This is a genomic window from Paraburkholderia sp. J69-1, assembly GCF_905220255.1.
Lineage (GTDB): Bacteria > Pseudomonadota > Gammaproteobacteria > Burkholderiales > Burkholderiaceae > Paraburkholderia.
Genome location: NZ_CAJMZG010000010.1, coordinates 153987 through 178757, shown reverse-complemented (window position 1 = coordinate 178757; position 24771 = coordinate 153987). Strand labels below are relative to the sequence as shown.

Annotated in this window: 24 protein-coding genes and 1 riboswitch; of the genes, 17 read left to right on the top strand and 7 right to left on the bottom strand. The window is 64.7% G+C overall.

Features of this window, described 5'->3' with window-relative positions:
- Window positions 1-20: 20 nt before the first annotated feature.
- The 4 genes from U5A67_RS20005 to U5A67_RS19990 form a co-directional block, all read right to left on the bottom strand.
- Window positions 21-344 carry a cupin domain-containing protein gene (locus U5A67_RS20005; protein WP_205985026.1) on the bottom strand — a complete coding sequence of 108 codons (324 nt, stop codon included), beginning with the start codon at window positions 342-344 and terminating at the stop codon, window positions 21-23.
- Window positions 341-1750, bottom strand: coding sequence for an FAD-containing oxidoreductase (locus tag U5A67_RS20000; RefSeq protein ID WP_321814541.1), 1410 nt, complete (start codon window positions 1748-1750; stop codon window positions 341-343). The genes U5A67_RS20005 and U5A67_RS20000 overlap by 4 nt, the downstream gene beginning before the upstream one ends.
- A gap of 292 nt (window positions 1751-2042) precedes the next feature.
- Window positions 2043-2303, bottom strand: a complete 261-nt coding sequence (locus tag U5A67_RS19995; RefSeq protein ID WP_415767876.1) for a hypothetical protein — start codon at window positions 2301-2303, stop codon at window positions 2043-2045.
- Window positions 2304-2443: 140 nt separating this feature from the next.
- Window positions 2444-3058 (bottom strand): glutathione S-transferase, encoded by a 615-nt coding sequence (locus U5A67_RS19990; RefSeq protein WP_321814542.1) that lies wholly within the window; start codon window positions 3056-3058, stop codon window positions 2444-2446.
- A 473-nt stretch (window positions 3059-3531) separates the two neighbouring features.
- Here U5A67_RS19990 and U5A67_RS19985 point away from each other — a divergent pair, with 473 nt between their 5' ends.
- From U5A67_RS19985 to U5A67_RS19945, 9 genes are all read left to right on the top strand, one after another.
- Window positions 3532-3780: a hypothetical protein gene (locus tag U5A67_RS19985; protein WP_205985014.1), complete on the top strand. Its 249-nt coding sequence runs from the start codon at window positions 3532-3534 to the stop codon at window positions 3778-3780.
- A 275-nt stretch (window positions 3781-4055) separates the two neighbouring features.
- Window positions 4056-4328 (top strand): hypothetical protein, encoded by a 273-nt coding sequence (locus tag U5A67_RS19980; protein WP_205985012.1) that lies wholly within the window; start codon window positions 4056-4058, stop codon window positions 4326-4328.
- A gap of 1044 nt (window positions 4329-5372) precedes the next feature.
- Window positions 5373-6431, top strand: a complete 1059-nt coding sequence (locus tag U5A67_RS19975) for a substrate-binding domain-containing protein (protein ID WP_321814543.1) — start codon at window positions 5373-5375, stop codon at window positions 6429-6431.
- A gap of 110 nt (window positions 6432-6541) precedes the next feature.
- Window positions 6542-7588 (top strand): ABC transporter substrate-binding protein, encoded by a 1047-nt coding sequence (locus U5A67_RS19970; RefSeq protein ID WP_321814680.1) that lies wholly within the window; start codon window positions 6542-6544, stop codon window positions 7586-7588.
- Between the two features lie 32 nt (window positions 7589-7620).
- Complete coding sequence (locus U5A67_RS19965; RefSeq protein WP_321814544.1) at window positions 7621-8445, top strand: ABC transporter permease; 825 nt, start codon at window positions 7621-7623, stop codon at window positions 8443-8445.
- Window positions 8442-9335, top strand: a complete 894-nt coding sequence (locus tag U5A67_RS19960) for an ABC transporter permease (RefSeq protein ID WP_321814545.1) — start codon at window positions 8442-8444, stop codon at window positions 9333-9335. Before U5A67_RS19965 ends, U5A67_RS19960 begins: the two co-directional genes overlap by 4 nt.
- Window positions 9332-10372: an ABC transporter ATP-binding protein gene (locus U5A67_RS19955; protein WP_321814546.1), complete on the top strand. Its 1041-nt coding sequence runs from the start codon at window positions 9332-9334 to the stop codon at window positions 10370-10372. Before U5A67_RS19960 ends, U5A67_RS19955 begins: the two co-directional genes overlap by 4 nt.
- A 31-nt stretch (window positions 10373-10403) precedes the next feature.
- The gene (locus U5A67_RS19950) at window positions 10404-11231 is read left to right on the top strand and encodes a phosphodiesterase (RefSeq protein ID WP_321814547.1); all 828 of its coding nucleotides are present in this window, start codon (window positions 10404-10406) and stop codon (window positions 11229-11231) included.
- 158 nt (window positions 11232-11389) lie between these two features.
- Window positions 11390-12601, top strand: coding sequence for an MFS transporter (locus U5A67_RS19945; protein ID WP_321814548.1), 1212 nt, complete (start codon window positions 11390-11392; stop codon window positions 12599-12601).
- Window positions 12602-12641: 40 nt separating this feature from the next.
- On the opposite strand, the gene U5A67_RS19940 is transcribed toward U5A67_RS19945, so the two are convergent.
- Window positions 12642-13184 carry a ferritin-like domain-containing protein gene (locus tag U5A67_RS19940; protein WP_205984986.1) on the bottom strand — a complete coding sequence of 181 codons (543 nt, stop codon included), beginning with the start codon at window positions 13182-13184 and terminating at the stop codon, window positions 12642-12644.
- 156 nt (window positions 13185-13340) lie between these two features.
- On the opposite strand from U5A67_RS19940, the gene U5A67_RS19935 reads away from it, so the two are divergent.
- A complete protein-coding gene (locus tag U5A67_RS19935; RefSeq protein WP_205984984.1) occupies window positions 13341-13478 on the top strand; it encodes an entericidin A/B family lipoprotein in 138 nt (45 codons plus the stop codon).
- A 197-nt stretch (window positions 13479-13675) separates the two neighbouring features.
- On the opposite strand, the gene U5A67_RS19930 is transcribed toward U5A67_RS19935, so the two are convergent.
- Window positions 13676-14671, bottom strand: a complete 996-nt coding sequence (locus tag U5A67_RS19930) for an EamA family transporter (RefSeq protein ID WP_321814549.1) — start codon at window positions 14669-14671, stop codon at window positions 13676-13678.
- 652 nt (window positions 14672-15323) lie between these two features.
- On the opposite strand from U5A67_RS19930, the gene U5A67_RS19925 reads away from it, so the two are divergent.
- From U5A67_RS19925 to U5A67_RS19905, 5 genes are all read left to right on the top strand, one after another.
- Window positions 15324-15731, top strand: coding sequence for a GreA/GreB family elongation factor (locus U5A67_RS19925; RefSeq protein ID WP_321814550.1), 408 nt, complete (start codon window positions 15324-15326; stop codon window positions 15729-15731).
- A gap of 204 nt (window positions 15732-15935) precedes the next feature.
- A riboswitch (TPP riboswitch) is annotated at window positions 15936-16077 on the top strand.
- 110 nt (window positions 16078-16187) lie between these two features.
- Window positions 16188-18119 carry a phosphomethylpyrimidine synthase ThiC gene (gene thiC / locus U5A67_RS19920; RefSeq protein WP_205984980.1) on the top strand — a complete coding sequence of 644 codons (1932 nt, stop codon included), beginning with the start codon at window positions 16188-16190 and terminating at the stop codon, window positions 18117-18119.
- 228 nt (window positions 18120-18347) lie between these two features.
- Window positions 18348-18569: a glycine zipper 2TM domain-containing protein gene (locus tag U5A67_RS19915; protein ID WP_205984978.1), complete on the top strand. Its 222-nt coding sequence runs from the start codon at window positions 18348-18350 to the stop codon at window positions 18567-18569.
- Window positions 18570-18828: 259 nt separating this feature from the next.
- The gene (locus tag U5A67_RS19910; protein WP_321814551.1) at window positions 18829-19344 is read left to right on the top strand and encodes a hypothetical protein; all 516 of its coding nucleotides are present in this window, start codon (window positions 18829-18831) and stop codon (window positions 19342-19344) included.
- Between the two features lie 278 nt (window positions 19345-19622).
- A complete protein-coding gene (locus U5A67_RS19905; RefSeq protein ID WP_205984970.1) occupies window positions 19623-21224 on the top strand; it encodes an L-lactate permease in 1602 nt (533 codons plus the stop codon).
- Between the two features lie 92 nt (window positions 21225-21316).
- Here U5A67_RS19905 and bamC read toward each other — a convergent pair whose 3' ends face one another.
- A complete protein-coding gene (gene bamC / locus U5A67_RS19900; protein ID WP_205984968.1) occupies window positions 21317-22573 on the bottom strand; it encodes an outer membrane protein assembly factor BamC in 1257 nt (418 codons plus the stop codon).
- A gap of 400 nt (window positions 22574-22973) precedes the next feature.
- Between bamC and U5A67_RS19895 the strand changes: the two genes are divergently transcribed.
- Both U5A67_RS19895 and U5A67_RS19890 read left to right on the top strand, forming a co-directional pair.
- Entirely contained in the window at window positions 22974-23489 is a 516-nt protein-coding gene (locus U5A67_RS19895) for a DUF2844 domain-containing protein (protein ID WP_321814552.1), read from the top strand.
- Entirely contained in the window at window positions 23486-24766 is a 1281-nt protein-coding gene (locus tag U5A67_RS19890) for a DUF3443 domain-containing protein (RefSeq protein ID WP_321814553.1), read from the top strand. The genes U5A67_RS19895 and U5A67_RS19890 overlap by 4 nt, the downstream gene beginning before the upstream one ends.
- The last annotated feature ends 5 nt before the right edge of the window (window positions 24767-24771 follow it).

Genomic DNA, 24771 nt, shown 5'->3' with positions numbered 1-24771 from the left:
CACGTCACACGACGCGCGGATCATGCGCCGAAGTATACGGCGAGCCACACGGTTGGCGTCTGCGGGTCCGTCCACGCGACGCGATGCCGGCAATGCGCGCGAATGTGCACATGATCGCCGGGTGTCAGGCGCATGCGCCGGTCGTCGAATTCCAGTTCCGCCGCGCCGGACAGCAGCACCACCCACTCGTCGCGCGGATCGTCGTACCAGAAGCCCGCCGGGCTCGCCTGCCCGGTCGAGACGATCCGCTCGATCAGCACGCCATCCTGCGCAACGAGACGCTCGAACACTTCCTCGCGCGCATGGGCGTCGATCCCTTCGAACAGATTCGACGCGCCGCTCATACGAGCGGCCTCAACCCGTCGAGCAGGGTCGGCACGAGTTCGCTCACGGTCGGATGGACGTGCATCGCGAATTGCAGCGTCGTGCAGGGCGCGTCGGCCGTCATGGTGTCGATGAAAGTGTGGATCGCCTCGTCGCCTTCGATGCCGAAGATCATCGCGCCCAGGATGCGCTGCGTCTGCGCATCGACCAGCGCTTTCATGAAACCCGCCGTCTCGCCGCGCTCGCGTGCGCGGCCGACGCGCGACATCGGCAAGGTGGCGATCAGCGCCGGCTTGCCGCTCGCGCGGACTTCGCGCTCGCTTGCGCCCACGCGCGCGAGCGGCGGGTCGACGAACACGGCGTAGGCGGGAATGCGCGTGTCGGCGCTGCGGTGCGCACCGTCCAGCAGATTCGCCGCGACGATCTGGTAATCGTCATAAGAGGTATGCGTAAAGGCGCCGCGCCCGTTCACATCGCCGATCGCCCAGACGCCCGGCACACGCGTGCGCAACTGGCCATCGACGGGAATCAGGCCGTGCGTGTCGCACTCGATGCCCGCGGCTTCGAGGCCGAGATCGTCGGTATTGGGAATGCGACCGGTGGCGAATAGCAGATGCGAGACGTCGAGCGTTTCGCCGCCCAGCGCGATGCGGATGCCATGCGCGGGCGTCGCGCCCAGCGGCGCCACGCTATCCGGCGCGTTTCCGAAACGAAACTCCACGCCTTCGCTCACCAGCACGTCCTGCACGGCCTTCGCGACATCGTCGTCCTCGCGCGCGAGAATGCGCTCGCCGCGCACCAGCACCGTCACGCGGCTGCCGAACCGGCGGAATATCTGCGCGAATTCCAGCGCCACATAGCTGCCGCCGCAGATCGCCAGATGCGTGGGCAATTCGGTGAGCGAGAGGATCGTCGAATTGGTTTCGTACCAGATGCGTTCGAGCCCGGACACCGCCGGCACCGCGGCGCGCGTACCGGTATTGATGAAGATTTCGCTGGCTTCGAGCGTCTCGGTCTGCCCGCCTTCGGACATCACGCTCACCGTATTCGGCCCGGTAAAGCGCCCGTGTCCTTGCAGCACGGTGACGTTCTGCGCGTCGCGCAGCCAGCGCTCCACGCCATCGCGCGAGGCGCCGATGATGCGGTCCTTGCGCGCTTTCACGAAGGCGAGATCGACGCTCACATCGCTGTGATGGCCACCCGGTCCGATGTTCACGCCGTAATCGCCTGCGTGGCGCGCCACATGGGCGGCACGCGCGCAGGCCACGTAAGCCTTGGTCGGCGTGCAACCGACATTCACACAAGTGCCGCCGAACGCCGCGCGCTCGATGACCGCCGTTTTGCGCCCGCTCGCGCCAAGCCGCACGGCCAGCGGCGGACCACTCTGCCCCGTGCCGATGACAATCGCATCGAATCGCTGTGCCATGCCGCTCTCCTTCGCGTGAGGAACACCCAGCGCGCACGTCGCATGCCGCGCGCACCGGAATACGTTCGCGTCATGGTACGCCGGGGGCGTCCCGCGCCGCGCGAGCGCGTCCGTGAAGTCTTTATGCCGGGAAAACGGCAAAAAAAGAGCCACCCCGGATCATGGGGTGGCTTACAGGGTGACAGCACAACAGCAAACGGGCGATGCCGCTGCGCGTCGGGGGGGAAGCGTTGATTCAGGCGATCTTTGCGTCAGGCGTAGCGCTCAGGAAAGACAGTCGAACAAGGGCCGGTCAGTGCACGCTTTCGCCAGGCGCTGCACAGCCGTGGCTCGCGCACCAGAGATCGCGCGAGCGCTGGAAGGCGGCGCGCGCGCCGCGCGTCGCAACCAGCAGCCCGATCTGGCCCATGTTGAAGTCGAGCGACACCATCAGCTGCATCAGGTCCACCATCGGCAGGACCAGCGCTGGCTGATAAAGTTGTCGTTCGATAAAGTCTTTCATGACGGCTCCCGCTACACCCGCTACGCCTTCGTGACGCAGCGGTATTGACATGGGAGCATTCTAGGAATGTAGCGTCCGCCGATAAATGGGCCGAGCGCGAAGTCACTTGTCGTCAAACTCGAACAATCGTTGTTAGAGCGGGCTGTTCGAGCGACACAGCAAGGCGCGGACGGCCAACGCCGCTCGTCGCATCAAGCCAGCGGCGTCGCGACAAACGCCGGCAAGGCCTCCGCCCGCAAGGACAGCGCTGCCACAGCCGGATATCGGGCCGGATCGACCGAATCCGGCAACACGAACTGCGTGAACCGCCACGCCACCGCCGCCGTGATATCGGCCTGCGTGATCCGGCCGGCGCACAGCCAGCCTTCGCGCCCCGTCAGCAGTTTGTCGAGCACCGCCCACGCCGCGTGCATCTGCGCATTCACGCGGGCGAACCAGGGCTCGTGCTGCCGCTCCTCGGGCCGCAGGCGGCGCTCGTAGACCTGCTGCACGGTCTTCTCCATGGCCGCCAGCGCGAAGCCGTTCACGCGCAGCGCAAAGGTGCGCTCCTGCGTTTCCTGCGGCAGAAGGCGGCGCGCAGCGGGCACTTTATGGTCGAGGTAATCGAGGATCAGCGTGGAGTCGATCAGCACGGTGCCGTCGTCGTCGACGAACGTGGGTGCCTTGACGACCGGATTGATCTGCGCGAATTCATCGTACTGGCCGAACACCGAGAGGCTGCGATGCTCGAACGGCATCTCCAGCACGTGAAGCGCGATTGCGACACGTCGCACGTAGGGGGAATCCATCATGCCAATCAACTGCATGACTCACCTCGCATGAGAAAAGAGGACCGGACCGTCGATGGTGCAACATCGGCGCCCGCATTTCAAGATTCGCCAGGCGATCCTCACAATCGTTTCCGATGCGATGATCGCCGCCATAAGCGCGCGCGAAACTGATCCTCGTCAAACCGCGATATCGTCGCGAATGTGGCCGGGGCGATCTGCCACGCACGATTATTTTTGTCCGGGATTACATTGGTTAGCAGACAAGCGGAGTGACGCAATGCGCCATTGCTGCGTTGCAATGCCTGTCTCGTTTTAATGGCTTCCGGCGCGCTGCCTTACTGCGCAAGGCAAAGCGGATCGACCCCGATAACAGCAGGATGCCGAAGCATCTTTGCGCTGAAATTCAAGGTGTTTTTCCGCGCCGCATGTGCTGCACCGCATCGCCGGGAAACTCCTGGATTCATCGGCGCAAAGCCTGAGCTAGTCTGAACGCACAAGGAGACGAAATCATGAGACAGGTATTCAACATTGGCATCGTCATCATCCTCGCACTCCTCGTCGGGAACCGCGTGCTGACTCGTGTGCAGGCGCACGAGGGCGGCTCGGTGTCCTGCGCGAAGGGCTCCGAACTGGTTCGGCTGGAGGCGCTGGCGCGCGGCTTCAGCACGCTCGGCGCGCGTAGCCAGGGCGAGAACTTCATGTCCTCGTGCCTCGTGTCCGGTCAGGCACAGGTCGGCAAGGTCGTCGCACACGACTGAATCCGGCTCGGCTGAACGCTGGCTGAGTGCCGATAGCAGGCTCCGCGCGCATCGTCCTGCTTATTAGCGGGATTGCGCGCGGCGAATCACGTCATTCCGGCGTGTCGATTAGCGTGTTCACCTTCCGGCTTTGTCCGGATCTTCCCTCGCGTGCGCCGCTCAAGCGCACGCCGCCTCGTCTTGCCCTCCGGTAATCCAACGTCTGCAAACCTTTGTTTCGGGTTGCCAATGCCGACGTTTGGCGGCGACAATGGTGCGCAATCAGGGGGGACTCTATGAAAGGTGGCATCCTGTTGCTCGGACTCGGCATGCTGACGGCATGCACATCGGTGACCGGTATCAATTCGAGACAGGACGGACATCTTTCGGTCACCAGCCGTGCGCGCTGGGACATCGTGTCCTGGAATCACGTGCGCAGCGCCGGCATGAAGGAAGCCGAGGCCTACTGCCACAAGCGCAAGAAAGAACTGCATACCGTCGAGGTCCACAGCGAAGGCTTGCGCGGCGTCACGACCCAGTCTGTAGAAGTAATCTTCGACTGCATTTAAGCCGTATTTTCACAAATCGCGCAAAGCCCCGTCCAGCCGCCTTCCCCGTCTTCTGCCCCGCCGCAAACCTTCCCGAATCTTACGATCGCACAATAGTTTGTTGTCGTTCTCCCTGATACTCAAATTGCATCGGCGCGCTACACTTGAGACACACTTTGTTACGGTTTGTCTCACTTCGTATCATGCTGACCGCTTTCTTTATCGCTTCGCCGCTTGGCATTGCCGCATTGTTCGGATTTGCACGGCTCGTGAACCCTCGCACTGGCCAGATCGGCAGCCGCTGATCGCGCGCGGCGCACACTGATCCCGGATCGTCGCAGCACGCACAAGCCGGGCACCGCGACTCCACTTCCTCGCACGACACCGCCAACGTTTGCGGTTTCTCGATCGGCCCGTCAGCTGGCCACGTCTTTTCGCCCCATTGCGCAGCAGAAAACAAAAAACCCGCAAGGCATGACGCCTGTGCGGGTTTCAGGGCTTCTTGCGAAGCGTATCCAGGTGGCCCTGGTGCCGGCGACCGGACTTGAACCGGTAAGCCGTGAGGCGGCGGATTTTCGTCACACTACGTCTTTAGACGCCGCGCGCTGTGCAAACAACTTAAAGCAACAAGCGGCGTTCGTGCGCTGGACTATGCCTTCGCCCTAGCCTGAAAACTTGTGCGCGCTTTGCAGCGGCCCAAACCTTCGAACCTTAGGCGCCCCCCGTCTAGTCTCTACACCTTCCATGCCGACGCTTGCGCGTCAGCCGGCTTGGCTCGGCGTTGCCTCGGTAACCGCACGCTTGCGCGTCGCCTGGTTCCAGGGGGTTCGCCGAATTTGAGGGGTTCTGCACCGGCCGTTTCCGGCTGGGCACTCAATCTGTTTTTAAGTCCGCTATGTTTACCAATTTCATCACGCCGGCAGGGCGGACGGCATTCTACCACTGCCCCGCGCACCCTCCCAAGCGCCGCCGGTCATCCGCCGTCATCTGGCGTTCATCGCGCGGTCACATGCGCTTTCCATAATCGGCCGCATCGAAAACGTTTACAACGCTCGGGCCGCCCGCATGACGCCAACCATCAAGGATGTCGCCGCACACGCCGGTTTTTCGATCGCCACGGTTTCCCGGGCGATCAATGCGCCGCACACGGTCAATCCCGTGACACTCGCCAAGGTGCGCGAAGCCATCGACGCACTCAAGTTTCGCCCCAGCCCGATCGGCCGCCAGCTGCGCGGCGAGCGCACGCGCCTGATCGGCGTGGTGTTGCCGACGCTCGCCAATCCCGTGTTCGCCGAATGCCTGCAGGGCATCGACGAACTGGCTTCGGCACAGGGCTTTCGCCTGATGCTGATGACGACGCAATACGACGCCCAGCGCGAGCGCCACGCAATCGAAACGTTGCGCGCGCAACGGGTGGAAGGCCTGATCCTCACGGTCGCCGATGCGGATACCCACCCGCTGCTCGACGAACTCGACGCCGATGGCCCGCTCTACGTGCTCATGCACAACGACACGACGCGCCGCCCTTCGGTATCGGTCGACAATCACCAGGCCGCCTGTGACGGCGTGCGCATGCTGATCGCGCACGGCCACCGGCGCATCCTGATGCTTGCGGGCACGCTCTCGGCATCGGACCGCGCGCGCCAGCGCTACGCCGGTTATGCCCACGCGATGGAACAGGCCGGCCTCACACCCGCGCCCGCGCTGGAAATCGACTTCAATGCCGAAGCGCTCGCGCCTTCGGTGCTCGCGCATCTGAGCACGGGACCTGCGCGCCCCACGGCGCTCTTTTGCAGCAACGATCTGCTGGCGATGGTGGTGATGCGCGGTCTGCGCCGCGCGCGCATGCGCGTGCCGCAGGACATGTCGATTCTCGGCTTCGACGGCCTGGCGATGAGCGAACTGCTCGCGCCGCCGCTCGCGAGCATCGGCACGCCCAACGGCGAAATCGGCCGCGCCGCCTGGCAGCGTCTGATGGCGCGCATCAGCGGCGAATACGTGGGCCCGACGCTCGATCTCACGCTGGCGCACACGCTGCGCGAAGGCGGCACGATCGCGGCCATCGCGACGGGCAGCGGCGCGTTGCGCGCTGGCGTCAGCGGCCGGGGCGTCGCGCTCGGCTAAGCCTTTTTTCGACGTGCCACGCGCCGCGCGCCGCTAGAACGGCGTGCCCGCGCGCGTGGCCAAACGCCTCGACACACCATGCCGCCCATCCGCACAGGAGCCTCGACGTGATACGCCGCTTCGCCCGCTTCGTCCACTCCGCCAGCACGGCGCTCAGCGTCACGCTCGCGCTTGCCGCAGGATTCGCCGCATCGAGCGCCTCGACGCCGGTCCACGCCGACGAAACCGCCATCTGCTACAACTGCCCGCCCGAATGGGCCGACTGGGCGAGCCAGATCCAGGCGATCCAGCGTCAGACCGGCATTCGCGTGCCGTTCGACAACAAGAACTCCGGCCAGTCGATCGCGCAATTGATGGCCGAGCAGAAAAGCCCGGTCGCCGATGTCGTCTATCTGGGCGTGTCTTCCGCGTTCCAGGCGAAGGACAAAGGCGTCATCGCGCCATACAAACCCGCGCACTGGGACGAGATTCCGGCCAACCTCAAGGACCCGCAAGGCTACTGGTTCGCGATCCATTCGGGCACGCTGGGTTTCTTCGTCAACAAGGACGCGCTCGAAGGGCGACCGGTGCCGCGCTCGTGGGCCGATCTGCTCAAGCCCGAATACAAAGGCATGATCGGCTACCTCGATCCGTCGAGTGCTTTCGTGGGCTATGCGGGCGCCGTGGCGGTGAATCTTGCGCTCGGCGGCACGCTCGACAACTTCCAGCCGGCCTTCACGTGGTTCAGCAAGCTCAAGGCGAACCAGCCGATCGTGCCGAAGCAGACCGCCTACGCGCGCGTGCTCTCGGGCGAGATTCCGATCCTGCTCGATTACGACTTCGACGCCTATCGCGCCAGGTACAAGGATCACGCCAATGTGGAATTCGTGATTCCCGCCGAAGGCACGATCTCGGTGCCCTATGTGATGAGTCTTGTGAAGAACGCGCCGCACGCGCAGAACGGCAAGAAAGTGCTGGATTTCGTGCTCTCGGATCAAGGCCAGAAGCTTTGGGCCAGCGCGTATCTGCGTCCCGTGCGCGCGAACACGCTATCGCCCGAAGCCGCCGCGAAGTTCCTGCCCGCCAGCGACTATGCGCGCGCCAAGCCTGTCGATTTCGCGAAGATGGCAGCGCAGCAGCGCGCATTCGGCGAGCGCTATCTGCAGATCATGCATTAACACTGTCTTCGTTCTGGTCATTTTCGTCTTTCATGCACGATCTCACCTTTCCGCTGCGCTGGCGCGTGGCGCTCGTCGCGCCCGCGCTCGCGGTGTTTCTCGCCTTCTGGCTGCTGCCGATGGTGGTCCTCGTTCAGGTCAGCGCCGATGGTCATCTGATCGGCACTTATCGTGTACTCCTGACTAATGGCCGCTACATGGCGAGCCTGCTGCAGACCGTGCTGCTGTCGGCGGCGGTCACCGTGGCCACACTCGTGCTCTCGACGATCTGCGGCCTGCTGCTCGCGCGCCGGGAATTCACGGGGCGTCGCCTGCTGGTCGCGCTGCTGACGTTTCCGCTGGCGTTTCCGGGCGTGGTCGTCGGCTTCATGGTCATCATGCTGGCCGGGCGCCAGGGCTTGATCGGCGCGCTCGCCATGCGTCTGACCGGCGAGCGCTGGGTGTTTGCCTATTCGATGGCGGGCCTGTTCCTGGGCTATCTCTACTTTTCGATTCCGCGCGTGATCGTCACGGTGATGGCCAGCGCCAGCCAGCTCGACACCTCGCTCGAAGAAGCCGCGCGCTCGCTGGGCGCCTCCTCGTGGCGCGTCACGCGCGATGTGATCCTGCCCGCGCTCGCGCCGGGACTGATCGCGGCGGGCGCCGTCTGCTTCGCAACCGCGATGGGCGCGTTCGGCACCGCCTTCACGCTCGCCACCGATATCGACGTCTTGCCGATGACGATCTACACCGAGTTCACGCTCAACGCGAACATGGTCACGGCGGCAGGCCTGTCGATCGTGCTCGGCGTCGTGACGTGGGCCGTGCTGATGATCGCGCGCAGCCTCACAGGCGCTGCCGTGGCGGCGACGGCATGAGTACGCTCATCAGAACCGACGCGCCGGTCGCGAGGCGCCGCCTCGCCCTGCCCTCCGCACGCACGTGGATCGCTGCGGCGCAGTGGTTTGTCACGCTCCTCACCTGCGCGTTTCTCGTCATCCCCGTGGTGATGTCGATCGTCGCGGGCCTCACCGTGAACTACTTTCGCGGCGTGGCGAGCGGCCTCACGCTGCGCTGGCTCGAAGCAGTCTGGACCCAGTATCACGACTCGGTGTTCCTCTCGCTGGAAGTGGCGGCCGCGACGCTCGCGATCACGCTCCTGACCGGCGTGCCCGCAGGCTACGCGCTCGCACGCAGCCGCACGCGGTTTTCGCGTCTAATCGAAGAGTTGCTGGTGATGCCGGTTGCGCTGCCCGGACTCGCTTCGGCGCTCGCGCTGCTGGTGGTGTACGGCGGCTTCTCCGCGTTTCGCATGAGCGCGGCTTTTATCGTCGTGGGTCATGTGGTTTTCACGCTGCCGTTCATGGTGCGTCCGGTCGCCGCCGTGTGCGCCGCCGCGGATCTGCGCACGCTCGAAGAAGGCGCCGCCAGCCTCGGCGCGCATTTCGTGCAGCGCTTCTTCACGATCGTGCTGCCCAATGCGCGGCCGGGCATTCTGGCGGGCGCGCTCGCCGTGCTTACGCTATCCATCGGCGAATTCAATCTCACGTGGATGCTGCACACGCCCGATACGAAAACGCTGCCCGTCGGCCTCGCCGATACCTATGCGTCGATGCGTATCGAGATCGGCAGCGCTTACACCCTGCTCTTCTTCGTGATGACGATGCCGCTACTCGTGGCGATGCAATGGTTCGGCGCACAGACGCCGGGCACGGGCACACGCAAGCGTGATCAAGCCGCAAAGCACACTCATCAGGATTCCCAATGAAACTCGATTCGATGCCGATTGCGCTCACGCAATGCGGCAAGACCTATCGCGGGGCCCGCGTGCTGGAACCGCTCGATCTGTCGATTGACGCGGGGGAAACGCTGGTGCTGCTCGGCCCGTCGGGCTGCGGCAAGACCACGACGCTGCGTTTGATCGCCGGCCTTGAAACGCCCGATGCGGGCGGCCGCGTGCAATTCGGCGACGACGACGTCACCGCGCTGCCCATCGAGCGCCGCAAGGTCGGCATGGTGTTCCAGAACTACGCGCTGTTTCCGAACCTGAACGTGCGCGGCAATATCGGCTACGGTCTGAAGATCGCCCGCGTTCCCGCCGCCGACGCCCGCGCGCGCGTGGACGAACTGCTCGCCATGATGCGTCTCGAAGCCCACGCCGAGAAACCCATCGGCCAGCTTTCGGGCGGGCAGCGCCAGCGTGTCGCCCTGGCGCGCGCGCTCGCGCCGCGTCCGCGCGTGCTGCTGCTCGACGAGCCGCTCACCGCGCTCGACGCGCGTTTGCGCGATGCACTGCGCGGCGAGATGAACACGCTGCTGCGCGAGCTGGGCGTCACCACGGTCTACGTCACGCACGATCAGGCCGAGGCGATGGAGCTGGGCGACCGCATCGTCGTGATGAGCGCGGGCCGCATCGAGCAGATCGGCACGCCGCGCGAGATCTATTACCAGCCCGCGAGCCGCGCGGTCGCGCAGTTCGTCGGCACGCTCAACCGGATCGCAGGACAATGGCGCGACGGCGCGCTCGTGACTTCGGGCGGCACGCTCGACGCCAGCGCGCGCCCCGCTTCGGGCGCGGCCGAACTGTTCTTCCGCCCCGAAGACGCCACGCTCGCCGATCCCGCCCACGCGCCGCTGCGCGGCGTAATCGAACAGGCGACCTTCCTCGGCGAGCGCACGCGGCTGACCATCGGCGGCGCCGCGCCCGATGCGCTTTTCGTCGATGTCGCCGGTCGCATCGAACTCGCGCGCGGCACGCGCGTGGGCATTGCCATCGCGCCCGAAGCGCTCATCGCGCTCGCGTAATTTTTACAATCGAGAATTGATCGAGGTCACCATGCTGCTCGCGCAAATCAGCGATCTGCACATCAAGGAACCGGGCGCGCTCGCGTATCGGCGCGTCGATACGGCCGCCAGTCTCACACGCACGGTCGAGCGCCTGAATGCGCTCTCGCCGCGCCCGGATGCCGTGCTCGTGACCGGCGATCTGGTCGATCGCGGCCACGCCGACGAATATCGCCATCTCAAGACGCTGCTCGCGCCGTTGCGCATGCCTTGCTGGGTGCTGATCGGCAATCACGACGGCCGCGAAGGGCTGCGCGAAGTGTTCCCGGAGCGCGCGGAGTTGCGTGCAGGCGGCGAGTTCGTGCAATACGCCATCGATCTCGGGCCGCTGCGCCTGATCGCGCTCGATTCGATGTCGCCCGGCGAGAGCGGCGGCACGCTTTGCGCGGCCCGGCTGACGTGGCTCGAACAGCAGCTGGACGCGGCGCGCGGCAAACCGGTGATCGTCGCGCTGCATCATCCGCCCTTCGATTGCGGCATCGCCCATATGGACTCGATCCGCCTGGACGAAACCGCCGCGCGTGCGCTCGAAGCGCTGATCGCGCGCCACCCGAACGTCGAGCGCGTGCTCTGCGGCCACGTGCACCGGCCGATGTTCGTGCGCTTTGGCGGCACCATCGCCAGTGCCGTGCCGGCGCCCGCGCATCAGGTGACGCTCGATCTCGCGCCGGATGCGCCTTCCACCTTTACGCTCGAGCCGCCCGCGTTCGCGCTGCATCGCTACGACGCGGCGCGCGGCATCGTCACCCATCACGCCTATGTCGACGATGCGGACGGCCCCTACCCGTTCCACGAGCCGTCGGGCGAACTGATCGCCTGACGCGGCAGGCGGGCGGCATCGGTCGGCATCGCCACGGAAGCGGCCGCCAGCACGAACCCACGGGCTCCGGTATCATCGGCACGCCCCGGTTCGTCCGGGCCGCTGTTCCGCACTTTCCCGTTCTGGCGGGCTTTGCCCGCGCTCGTAGCCCCGTGTCCATGTCCACACCCGATTCCGCATCCGCTGGCGAAAGCCAGTCGCTGCGCGGCCTGTTGCTCCTGCTCGCCACCATCGCGGGCATCTCGGTCGCGAACATCTACTACAACCAGCCGCTGCTCGACGACTTCCGCAAGGCATTCCCGTCCGGCGCGGCCTGGATCGGCGCCGTGCCGGCCTCGACGCAACTCGGCTACGCCGCCGGCATGCTGCTGCTCGCGCCGCTGGGCGACCGCTTCGACCGCCGCCGCATCATCCTTCTGCAGATCGGCCTGCTTTGCCTCGCGCTGCTGGCCGCGACCTTCGCACCGACGCTGCCCGTGCTGATCGGCGCGAGTCTCGCCATCGGCGTGCTGTCGACCATCGCGCAGCAGGCGGTGCCGTTTTCGGCCGAACTCGCGCCGCCCGAAGCGCGCGGCCATGCGGTCGGCACGGTGATGAGCGGGCTGCTGCTCGGCATTCTGCTCGCGCGCACGGCGGCCGGTTTTGTCGGACAGTACTTCGGCTGGCGCGCGGTGTTTGGCGCGTCGATCATCGCGCTGCTCCTGCTTGCGGTGGTCATCGTCAAGAAGTTGCCGAAGAGCAAGCCGACTTCGACGCTCAGCTACGGCAAGCTGATCGGCTCGATGTGGCATCTGGTGGTGGAGTTGCGCGGCCTGCGCGAAGCGTCGGCAACAGGCGCGTGTCTCTTCGCCGCCTTCAGCCTGTTCTGGCCCGTGCTCACGCTGCTGCTCGCGGGCGAGCCGTTCCATCTCGGGCCGCAGGTTGCGGGGCTGTTCGGCATCGTCGGTGCGGCGGGCGCGCTGGCCGCGCCGTGGGCCGGCCGTTCCGCCGATAAACGCGGCCCGCGTGCCGTCATCACGCTGTCGATCGCGCTGATCGCCATCGCATTCGTGATTTTCGCGTTCTCGGGCAAGAGCCTGATCGGACTCGTGATCGGCGTGGTGGTGCTCGACGTGGGTGTGCAGGCCGCCCAGATCTCGAACCAGTCGCGCATTTACGCGCTGCGCCCCGAAGCGCGCAGCCGCGTGAATACCGTGTTCATGGTGTGCTACTTCATCGGCGGCGCAACCGGCTCGGCCGTCGGCGCGGCCACGTGGCACGCCTTCGGCTGGGTGGGCATGTGCGTGGCCGGGCTCGCATTCAGCGCGCTCGCCGCGTGGATTCATTTCGCCACGCGCCCGCGTCTGGACGCGAGCGCGCAGGCGCTTTGATCACCGTTTCATTCGCCGATCCAGTCGCACAGCGCCGGGCCTAACGGCCCGAATCGAGCAGATCGGTCATATCGTCGGCGTGCTCCTCCTCCACCGCCAGAATCTCTTCGAAGATGCGGCGCGTGGTGGTGTCGGTATCGCCGAGATACTGGATGATCGCGCGATAACTATCGATGGCGATGCGCTCGGCAATCAGGTTTTCGCGGATCATGTCGTGCAGATCCTTGCCTTCCTTGTATTCCGAATGCGAGCGCTCGCTCAGGTGCGCGGGCGCGAAATCCGGCTCGCCGCCCAGTTGCACGATGCGCGCGGCTAGCATGTCCGCGTGCTGCTGTTCTTCGTTGGCATGCTCGAGAAATTCGGCCGCAACGGCTTCCGATTCGATGCCCTTCGCCATGAAATAGTGGCGCTTGTAGCGCAGCACGCAGACCAGTTCGGTGGCGAGCGAATCGTTGAGGAGCTTGAGCACGGCCTCGCGATCGGCACGATAGCTCGGGGTGACGGAACCCTGATCCAGATTGCGGCGCGCCTCTTCGCGCACGCGCTTCAGGTCAAATTCAAACGCAGCGTGTGACTTCGACATCTGACTCTCCTTGAACGGTGGGGACGACTGACTGCTGTCCGTCCCAAGCGCAAAGGGTGGGCCTGAAGGCGTTGCACGCGTGCTGCACGGGTTCGCACGGAGGTCAGGCACGCGGCGTGCTGTAGGAGGTCTCCCTTAATCCGTGGAGATTCCCTCATGAAACGCCTGATTGCCTTGCTTCTCGTTGCCGCGTCGGCCGCGGCGCTGGCGGCCTGCAACACCGTTGCAGGCGCTGGCCAGGATATGTCCGCGGGCGGTCACGCCATCACGAATACCGCCGAGCAAGCCAAGTAACGCGGCTCGGCAGGCGTGATATGCGGGGTATGGAAACGGCGGTTGAGTGCCGTTGAAATGCACTCGCTGCGCGTTCGGCGCTGCCTTTTCAGGCAGCGCCGGATCGCGTTAAATGGCGTTATTGGACAGCGCCGTTAATCGGGTTAATCTGCAATCCGAATGATTTTCGCAGCCTGCGAAATGTGGCAGAAAGACCTTCATGACGCGCGCCGACGATCGTCGAATACGAACGAAAGGCCCACGCTGCCCAGAATCAGCACGGTCGCGATGATCGTGGAATGGGTAATCGGTTCGCCCAGCGTGAGCGCGCCCAACGCCACTGCCACCACTGGATTCACATACATGCAGCTACTGGCCACGATCGGGCTGGTATTGCGGATCAGATAACCGTAGGCAACATACGCGGCCATCGTACCGATCAGCATCAGATAGCCAAAGGCGACGAACGGCACAAAATGCAGCGCGCCCATGCGCTCGCCGGTGACGATCGCCACGAGCGTCGAAATCCCGCCGCCCAGGCCAATCTGCAGTGCCGTGGCGATAAAGAGATCGGCAGGCAATTCGAGCCGCCCGGCCAGATGCGCGCCGATCGCCCAGAACAACGCGCCGCCCAGAATCGCCAGACTGCCGCCGGCCGTTCCGCTTGCGCCGCCGCCGTGGCTCAGGATCGCGATGCCGACAAGGCCCAGCCCCACCGCGGCCCATTCGCCTTTGGCGACGCGCCGCCCGGCAGCCGCCGCGATCAGCGTGGCGAACAAGGGCACCGTTGCGACCATCACCGCCGCCGTGCCGGTGCCGACCGTGCGCATGCCGTAGGCCAGCATGCCGCTCGACAGCCCCACGAGCATCGTGCCGACCACGCCGGCATTGCGGATCTGCGTGAGCGTGGGCATGACGGGGCGCCGTCGCATCGCGAATACGAACAGGCCGATGCCCGCCAGCAGGTTACGCAGCCCGGAGAGCAGCAGCGGCGGGAACGATTCGAGCGCCACATGCACGGCGAGATAGGTCGAACCCCAGACGAAGTACACGACGGCCAGCGCCAGCGCGACGCGACCGCCGCGCGTCTGCGGCAGCCGCACGCTGCGCGCGAGACGCCAGCTGTGCGCGCCTAGTGTGCCGAGCAACTGCAGGAAACCGCGCAAATACGGGCTGATGGACGAACCGGAAGGCAAACGGGGCGGCATCGTCATTGCACCGCCGCAGAACGGGAGACAAACCAGAGGGCTAACCGCGAACGCCCCGCCAGACCAGGGACGGGACGAATAAAGCGCGACGGCATGATGGAGGCGACGAGAGAGAGTAGGAGACGCGAAAGTAAGCGCACCAGAGCAGCACACGACCAAGCCACACAGGAAATTGCAAGCCGGTCGAAAGCCGCCCGAAATACCCGGAACGGGCGCCACGCATTATGCAACAAGGCGCCGCGTTGCGGACGCCGCGAACGTGCTTTATGCGCCGACGCGCAGCGCGCGCGCAACGGTCGCGAAATAAGGGCGCAGCGATGTCGTGCGAAGACAGAAAACCGTCGCTTCATGCCAGGTCGATGCGCCATTTTGAGACCGTGCTAGGATGTCACATTCTTTCATTGTCATTACATTCATCATGCGTCCGCTGCCTGCGTTTTTCGCCTCGCTTCCACCGCGCGCCGCGCGCCCGGTGGCGGCGCGCGCGTGCGCGCTGCGACGCCCTTCCGGCCTGCCGGCCCCGCTCGCCTTCGCCCGGCGTCCGCACTGAACCACCCTCCTTTGCCGGAGCCGTTCAGTCGGGCTCCGGGCCGATCCCGTACGCCCTATCGAGGCCTTCCCTGAAGGCCGCTTCATCTGGATCGCAAAGGAGAATCCCATGTCGAAGAAAATCCGTTATCTGACCGAGCTCGATCTCGCCCGCCTCGAAAAATGCGCCGCCGAAACCGGCGCCGCGCCCGCGCGCCAACTGATGCTCGACGAACTGCTCGAACGCGCCGAGATCGTCGATTCGCGCGAAATTGCCGCCAATATCGTCACCATGAATTCGCAGGTCACGCTGGTGAGCGATCGCACTGGCGAAGCCGTCACCTGGACGGTCGTCTACCCGGCCAACGCCAGCGTCGATCAAGGCCGTCTCAACGTGTTTTCGCCCGCAGGACTGGCGCTGCTCGGCGCGAAACGCGGCGAAACCGTGCGCTTCACACCGCCCAGCGGCGCCGTCGAAACGCTGAAAATTTCGCGCATCCTGTTCCAGCCCGAAGCCGCCGACGACTTCGTGCTGTGATGCGCGATTGCGCCGGTCAACGAGCCCGCCGAGGCGCCCGGCGCAGTCCATCGAGAAGTTTTTTCGCCTCGTTTTTCGCCCTTTTTCGCGTCAAAAACGCGTTCTCTCCTATATAGGTCGCGCGCGCGAATTCCGCGTGTACGCAGCACATTCCCTCGCGCAAAGGCACTTGCCAGAGTGTCGCAGCGCGGTGTATCGTTTGGCCTGCTTACGCGGGGGTCCTGCGTTATGCGCCGCTTCGAACTGTTCACACGAATAGCGTCAGGCAGCGTATTTCGCGGGTGAGAAATACCCTTTGAACCTGATCTGGATAATGCCAGCGCAGGGAAGCGTCCGGACCTTGCAGCAAGACACGCATTACCGCCTGCACCCATCCTCATTGCGAGGTCCGTCCACGTTCCGTCTCGTCTCCTGCGAAGCCGTAGTTCCCACTTTGCATTGCATGGAGAGAGACGCATGAACGCGAATCCCAAGTTCATTTCCGCCAACGCGCACGTCGACGAAGCCGCGATTGCGCCGCTGCCCAATTCCCGCAAGATCTACGTGACCGGTTCGCAGCCGGACATCCGCGTGCCGATGCGCGAGATCACGCAGGCCGATACGCCCACGGGCTTCGGCGGCGAAAAGAATCCGCCGATCTACGTCTACGACACCTCGGGTCCGTACACCGATCCCGAAGCGAAGATCGACATTCGCGCAGGCTTGCCCGCCGTGCGTCAGGCATGGATCGAAAAGCGCGGCGACACCGAAGCGCTGCCCGGTCTCTCCTCCGATTACGGCCGCGAGCGCGCCGCCGATCCGGCCACCGCCGAGCTGCGTTTCCCCGGCCTGCACCGCACGCCGCGCCGCGCACAAGCGGGCAAGAACGTCACGCAGATGCACTACGCGCGTCAGGGCATCATCACGCCCGAGATGGAATACATCGCCATCCGCGAAAACCAGCGCCGCGCCGAATACCTCGAAAGCCTCAAGACCAGCGGCCCGAACGGCGCGAAGCTCGCCGCCATGATGGGCCGCCAGCATCCGGGCCAGGCGTTCGGTGCCGCTGCCTTCGGCAAGGATGCGCTCAAGGAAATCACGCCGGAATTCGTGCGCGAAGAAATCGCCCGCGGCCGCGCGATCATTCCCGCCAACATCAACCACCCGGAAAGCGAGCCGATGATCATCGGCCGTAACTTCCTCGTGAAGATCAACGCGAATATCGGCAATTCGGCGGTGACGTCCTCGATCGGCGAGGAAGTCGACAAGATGACCTGGGCGATCCGCTGGGGCGGCGACACGGTGATGGATCTGTCGACCGGCAAGCACATTCACGAAACGCGCGAGTGGATCATCCGCAATTCGCCGGTGCCGATCGGCACGGTGCCGATCTATCAGGCGCTCGAAAAGGTCAACGGCAAGGCCGAAGACCTGACGTGGGAGATGTTCCGCGACACGCTGATCGAACAGGCCGAGCAAGGCGTCGATTACTTCACGATTCACGCGGGCGTGCGTCTGCAATACGTGCCGCTGACGGCCAACCGCATGACGGGCATCGTGTCGCGCGGCGGCTCGATCATGGCCAAGTGGTGTCTCGCACATCACAAGGAGTCCTTCATTTACGAGCATTTCGAAGAGATCTGCGAAATCATGAAGGAATACGACGTGAGCTTTTCGCTGGGCGACGGCCTGCGCCCCGGCTCGATCTACGACGCCAACGACGAAGCGCAACTGGGCGAACTCAAAACACTGGGCGAGCTCACGCAGATCGCGTGGAAGCACGACGTACAGGTAATGATCGAAGGCCCCGGCCATGTGCCGATGCAGCTCATCAAGGAAAACATGGACCTGCAGCTGGAATGGTGCGACGAAGCGCCGTTCTACACGCTCGGGCCGCTCACGACCGATATCGCGCCGGGCTACGATCACATCACCTCGGGCATCGGCGCGGCGATGATCGGCTGGTTCGGCACGGCGATGCTCTGCTACGTCACGCCGAAGGAACACCTTGGCCTGCCGAACAAGGACGACGTGAAGGAAGGCATCATCACGTACAAGCTCGCGGCGCATGCGGCCGATCTGGCCAAGGGTCATCCGGGCGCGCAGGTGCGTGACAACGCCTTGTCGAAGGCGCGTTTCGAGTTCCGTTGGGAAGACCAGTTCAACATCGGCCTCGACCCGGACAAGGCACGTGAATTCCACGACGAAACGCTGCCCAAGGACTCGGCCAAGGTCGCGCATTTCTGCTCGATGTGCGGCCCGCACTTCTGCTCGATGAAGATCACGCAGGACGTGCGCGACTTCGCGGCCAAACAAGGCGTCAGCGACGCAGAAGCCCTGAAAAAGGGCATGGAAGTGAAGGCGGTGGAATTCGTCAAGCAAGGCGCGGAGATTTATCAGCGCCAGTAAGGCGAGAACGCCCTTTCGCTGCGCTGCACGATGAGCTGACGTATCGTGCAGCGCAGCGAATGATGTTTTCCACACCGAAACACTTTTTAACGACTCCGACAACTCGCTGACAAGCGCACACACCCGGATACGGAGGGCGTGGCTAGCATGGGTGTACTGGAGGTGCGAACTGGGCGCGATTTATGCGACTCGCTTTGCACCGGATACCCCCTATAGCTGGAGTCGAACATGAAAAACTTCGCTCGCACCCGTACCCTCTTCACCGTGGCTACGCTCGTTGCCGTGATCGGCAGTCTGAGCGCTTGCGACAACATGTCCCGACGCGACCGTGACACTGCCATTGGCGCAGGTGTCGGCGGTGCCGCTGGCGCCGTGATCGGCGGCAGCGCGCTTTCTACCGTGGGCGGCGCCGCAGTCGGCGGCATTATCGGCAATCAGGTTGGCAAGTAAGGTTTCGCGCCGGAATACGTGACTGCGTGACGGCTGGCATCCCGTATAGACGATCCTTTCGTCACGCTTTTTCGTCACGCTATGTGCAGTACGAAAGCCGCTAAAAAGAGCAACAAAATACAACAGGCAGATTGGCCGGTCACACGGCTTCAGAGAGGATATGCGGCACGTGCTCCTGCAGGGGCATGTGCCGTTTTTGCGTTCACACATGGCGCGATTGTTCAGGCGTGATAGCCTGAAGCGTTCGTCTGGAGTCGCCATGAAATCCCCGCTTTCTACTCGCGCGCTGTGCCGTCCGCTCAGAACGGCGGCGATCGTGTGCGCTACCGGCGCGCTGCTCGCGCTCTCGGGTTGCTATTACTACACGCCTTACGGGTACTCGGCCTGGTCGCCGTATTACTACCCGGGTTATTACCCTACCGTTCCCGCCGCCAGCACGCAGCAGGAAACCGCCGTGGCCGTTGCAGGCTCAACGACGACGCGCACCGTTACGCAAACCTACGCGCGCCCCAACCCTGCGCCCGCTGCCGTCGCGGATGCTCAATATCCAGGACCGCTTTATCCCTCGCCGCCCGTTGCGGTCGCAGTGCCGGCGTGGCAGGTCTATCCGGCCTATCCGGCCTATTACCCTTATCCCGCGTACTACGGCTATTCCGGTTGGGGCTGGGGCGCACCGGCGGTTTCGATCGGCGTCGGCTTCTGGGGCGGCGGCGGTTACTGGGGACGCGGCTACTGGGGCCATGGCGGCTATGGCGGCGGTCACTGGCATCACTAAAGATCGCTCTGGCACCGCACGACCGTACTTTCCCTGCTTGACCCTGGCGCTCCGTTTTCTATCCTGCAAGTGGGGCATCGGGGATTGAAACACTGCCTTACTGAATAAGCCCTCCTCAGCGGTGGAATTCGCGAGCGCCGCGCGCACGCCGCTCGCGTTCTGCCGTATCTGCCTGCTTGTATCTGCTTGTTGTTTGCATTCCGCCTGACGCCATGCCCGGCTCGCCGTGCGCCCTCACGCACGCCCACGCCGATACGAACCAGCAGAAAGGAGACGTCATGTTCCACCAGTTGTTGACTCCCATCGGCAATTCGCTGCTTTTGTCGTTTCTCGTCGCGGTGCTGCCGATCGTCGTGGTGCTCATCCTGCTCGGCTGGGCGCGCCGGCCCGCCTGGCAGGCCTCGCTCGCCGGGTTGATCGTCGGGCTGATTGTCGCGATCGCGGGCTGGCAGTTTCCGGTCAATCTGGCGATCAGCGCAGTACTCAACGGCGTGGTGTTCGCGCTCTGGCCAGTCATGTGGATCGTCGTGACGGCGATCCTGCTCTACAACATCGCGCTGCGCTCGGGTCGCTTCGCCGCCTTCCGCATGTGGCTGCTCGACAATCTGCCCAACGACCGGCGCATCGTGCTGGTGGTCGTGGGCTTTTCGTTCGGCGCGTTGTTCGAAGGGATTTCCGGCTTCGGCACGCCGATCGCCATCACCAGTTCGCTGCTCATCATGCTGGGCTTTCCGACGCTCGAAGCGCTCACCTTCACGCTGATCTTCAACACGGCGCCGGTGGCCTTCGGCGCGCTGGGTGTGCCGATCACGGTGCTCGGCGCGGTCACGCACCTTCCCGCCGATGTGCTCGGCCAGATGGTCGGCCGCCAGTTGCCGTTCTTCGCGCTGCTGCTGCCGTTCTACGTGATCGCCATCTACGCGGGCGTGGGCGGCATGCTGCGCATCTGGCCCGTGCTGCTGGTTTCGGGCGGCAGCTTCGCGCTGACGCAGTTCGTCACCTCGAACTACGTCAATTACAGCCTCACCGATGTGCTCTCCTCGCTCGTTTCGTTGATCCTCACGATCCTGTTCCTGCGCGTGTGGAAGCCCGCGCCCGATGCGCAGTTCGAAATCCGCGTCGATCGAAGCAAAGAGGTACGCGGCAATATCACGGGCGCGCAGGGCTGGTATCCGTGGATCATCGTTGCGGTCGTGGTGATCGTCTGGACGGTGGCCAAGGTGTTCGCGATCGGCGACGTCAAGGTGCCGTGGCCGGGCCTGAACAAGGCCGTGTTCATCACGCTCTACAAAACGCCTTATGGCGCCGTGTGGGACTTCCAGCCGCTCGCCACCGGCACCGCCATCCTGTGCGCGGCGATCATCACCGCGTTCGTCGTGCGTCTGAAGCCCTCCGATTTCGGCGGCGCAATCGTCGATACCTGGGTGCAGACGCGCATCGCCATTCTCACGGTCGCGACCATCGTCGGACTGGCGTTCCTGATGAACTATTCGGGGCTGACCTACACGCTGGGTCTGGGCGTGGCCTCAGTGGGCGCGCTGTTTCCGCTGGTCTCGGCGTTCCTCGGCTGGGTGGCCGTGTTCCTCTCGGGCAGCGATACCTCTGGCAACGCACTGTTCGGCAATCTGCAGGTGGTGGCCGCGCAGCAGCTCAACCTGAACCCGGTGCTGATGGCGGCGACCAATTCGTCGGGCGGCGTGATGGGCAAGATGATCTCGCCGCAGAACATCGCCACTGGCGTCGCGACCACCGAACTCAAGGGCCAGGAAGGTCACGTCTTCGCCCGCACCTTCAAGCATTCGATCGTGATGACGGTGCTGCTCGGCATTCTGGTGTGGCTGCAACAGTACGTGCTGACGTGGATGATTCCGCCGCACTGAACACCGCCGCGCCGATAAGGACGTAAAACGAAAAAACCCGCCTGCTTGCGCAAGGCGGGTTTTTTATGGGCAATGCCTGGATGACGCGCGTCTTAGTGCAGCTCTTCGACCACGAGACCCATGATTTCGCGTGCGGGACGCGACGAGTCGATCTCGCCCTTGTCGTCCACCACGGCGATGCGCGTCTGGTTTTCCGTGACGGCGCGCACGTTGACCTTGTACTGCTTCGCGACCTTTTCCTTGCGGCCGTGGAAGATCTGGTTCCAGAAGCCCTGCTCGGCCGAAGTCATATCCTGCGGATCGACGTAACGCACGTAGTAGACGCCCTTCGAGCGATCGCGGTCGTCCACCGTGAAGTTGGCGCGGTCGAGCGCGAGGCCCACACGCAACCATGCACGGTCATACGGCTCCGACAGCGTCAGCTCGGTCGAGGTGTACTGGCCGCCCGGCAGCGTGCCGCCCGACGCACCCTTCGAACCCGCAGCCGCGGGGCTCTGGCCCACCGCCGCCGCGTTCTGCGCAGCGATGGCTGCCGCTGCGGCATCCGGCGCCTTCGACGATGCAGCCTTCGCACCCTTCTTGTCGGCCTTCGCGTCCGCGTCGGCGGCAACCTGCGCGTCCGGCACGCCCGGCTTGGCGCGCGCCAGCGTCACCATCAGGCGCTTCAGGTATTCCTGTTCGAGCGCCGGATCGTTGGGCTTGGGCACCCACTTGCTGGTTTCGTTGTTCGTGCCGGAAAGCTGTTCGCTCAAGCCCTTCTGGCTGATGAACACATACGTGCCGCCCGTGGGCGAGGTTTCCAGACGCGTACGGTACTTGTTGCGTTCTGCCGTGACGTAGGAATTGCCCGTGGCCCAGGACAACGTATTACGGATCAGGCCGTCGTTGATCTTGGGATGGGTTTCGTTCCAGTCGGTTTCCATCAGGCCCTTGTCGCGCTGGTCGACGACCAGCAGGAAGCCTTGTTCCTGCCAGAAGCGACGCACCTGCGCCCAGACGTCGGCGGGCGTGCGGCTGTCGATGACCAGCCAGCTTTCCGTGCCGTCACGCTGGATATGCATGCCCGGCACCTGCGGCAGGACCTGGCTGTTGTCGTCGGTCGCGGGCGCGGCGGCCTGCACCTGCTTGAGCGCCGACAGCGAGGTTTCGCCGCCCTGCGGGGGCAGCGAGCGCTGGTCGGCCGTTTCGTCGAGCATGTTCGGCGGTACGGCCAGCGACGATTGCTTCGCCTTTGCGTCACTACGGTAATCGATCTTGCCCGGCGTCGGCGAGCTGCAGCCGGCGACCAGCCCGCCCGCCATCAGGAGCGCAAACGCGCGTGCGGCAAGACGTTGATGAAAATCACTCATGTTCGGGTAATCCCTTCGGCTACGCCACGGACAGTTTGCGTGGATCAACCAGCCATTTTACCGGCGAGATGGCGCGCTGTGCAAAAACCGGATTAAGCGGACGCGTTTCCGCATGTTGCAGCGGTAAGAAGCGCGCTTCGCCGGACGGCTTGTAACGCTGCGCAGGACTCGTGACGACCGCGCAGATGTAACGTTCGTCCACATTCTGAAAACACTCTCCGCGCAACATCAATCAGACAAATCCTATTTTTTATCAATGACTTGCCGATGCTGACGGCCAGCCGCAGAGCTTGCGCCGATCGGCATTGTTGGCGTGTACGCCTTGCCGCACCGGCGCGATGCTAATTTCCCCAAAAAAAATCAGAAAGAAAAATTCTAAAACGTCGTACGGAGAGAATTCATGACAACTTGCAGCCTCATCCGGCTGGGCCGCGTCACGTCCGGTGCCCGCCTTCTATCGCTTCTGGTGCTTCTGGGCCTTCTGGGCGCGCTATCCGGCCCCGCGCAGGCCGCGCTCGGCGACATCGTGCCGACGGCGGCGCGCGTGAGCCTCGCCACCGACGCCGCCGACGCAACCCAGTCGCTCGCGGGCGGCGCACTGCGCGTCACGCAGTGCGTCGATGCAGCCGGTACGCGCGTGAGCGAATACGTGGCCACGGCCAGCGGCCAGATCGTCGCCTATACGTGGCAAGGGCCATCGGCGCCGAATCTGCACACCCTCCTCGGCCGTTATGCCGCCGACTTCCAGAACGGCGCCGTCGCGCTGCATGTGGCCGATCGCGACAATCTGCACGCCGCGCGCGTGGATACGCCGAGCGTGATCGTCGAATCCGGCGGTTTGATGCGCAGCTACGTGGGCCGCGCGTGGCTGCCGGGCGCGCTGCCCGCAGGCGTGAGCGAAGGAGATCTGCGATGAGCGCGCGCCTGTGCGTGTTCGCGGCGATGCTCGCGGCCGCGCTCGCTGCATGTGGCGGCGGCGGTTCGTCGTCCGCAGCGGCGGCGGCACCGGGCGGGACGTCCGCGGCCAGTACGCCTGCGGCATCGGGATCGTCCGGCGCCTCGCCCCCCTCCACCACGCCCGCCACGAGCACCGGCAGCGTGACGCAATCGACCACGCCCAACGTCTTGCCGATCACCGTCGCCTCGACGCCCACTTCGACGCGCAACATGCTGATGGCGAACGTCACCGTCTGCGTGCCCGGCACCAGCACCTGCGCGACCGTCAACAACGTCCAGGTCGATACCGGCTCGCAGGGGCTGCGCCTGCTTGCCTCGGCCTTGCCGGCCGGCTTCGCGCTCCCGGCCGTGCCCGCCGGCAACGGCAGTGATCCGGCCGGTTCGTGCGCGGCGTTCGGCTCCGGCTACACGTGGGGCGCGGTGCGCAGCGCCGACGTCAAGCTCGCGGGCGAAGTCGCCTCCGCCTTGCCGATCCAGCTGATCGCCGACCCGTCCGTGCCGACCATCCCCAGCGCCTGCAAGGGTTTTGGCCTCGCCATGATCAACGCCACGGCGCTGCGCTCGAACGGCATTCTCGGCGTCGGGCCGTTCGGTGCCGATTGCGGTGCATCCTGCGTGAATGGACCCAATAGTTCGTGGTACTACGCATGCCCATCCGGCAACTGCACGGCGAGCACGCAGCCGCTCACGCAGCAGGTGAGCAATCCGGTCGCGGCCTTCGCCACCGACAATAACGGCGTTATCGTCGATCTTCCGGCGATTGCGAGCACGGGAGAAAGCGCAGTGAGCGGCTCGCTGATCTTCGGCATCGGTTCGCAGGCGAACAATGCGCTCGGCAGCGCGACCGTGCTGCGCGGCAATTCGGTGACGGGTTTCGTTTCGACCACGACATCGGATGGCAGCGTCTATTCGCAGAGCTACATCGACAGCGGTTCGAACGGCTTCTTCTTCGCGAACGCGACGCTCACGCGCTGCGGCGTGTGGTTCTGCCCGAGTTCGCCGCAGAGCCTGGCCGCGACGCTCAAGGGCGTGGATGGCGTGGCCGCGCCCGCTTCGCTGTCGGTTGCGAATGCGACGTCGCTGTTCGCGACCGGCAACTGGGCGTTCAACAATCTTGCGGGCTACAACGGCAGCGCATTCGGCTGGGGCTTGCCGTTCTTCTTCGGACGGCGCGTCTACACCGCCATCCAGGCGCAGACGACACCCGCAGGCACGGGGCCGTACTACGCGTTCTGAATGCG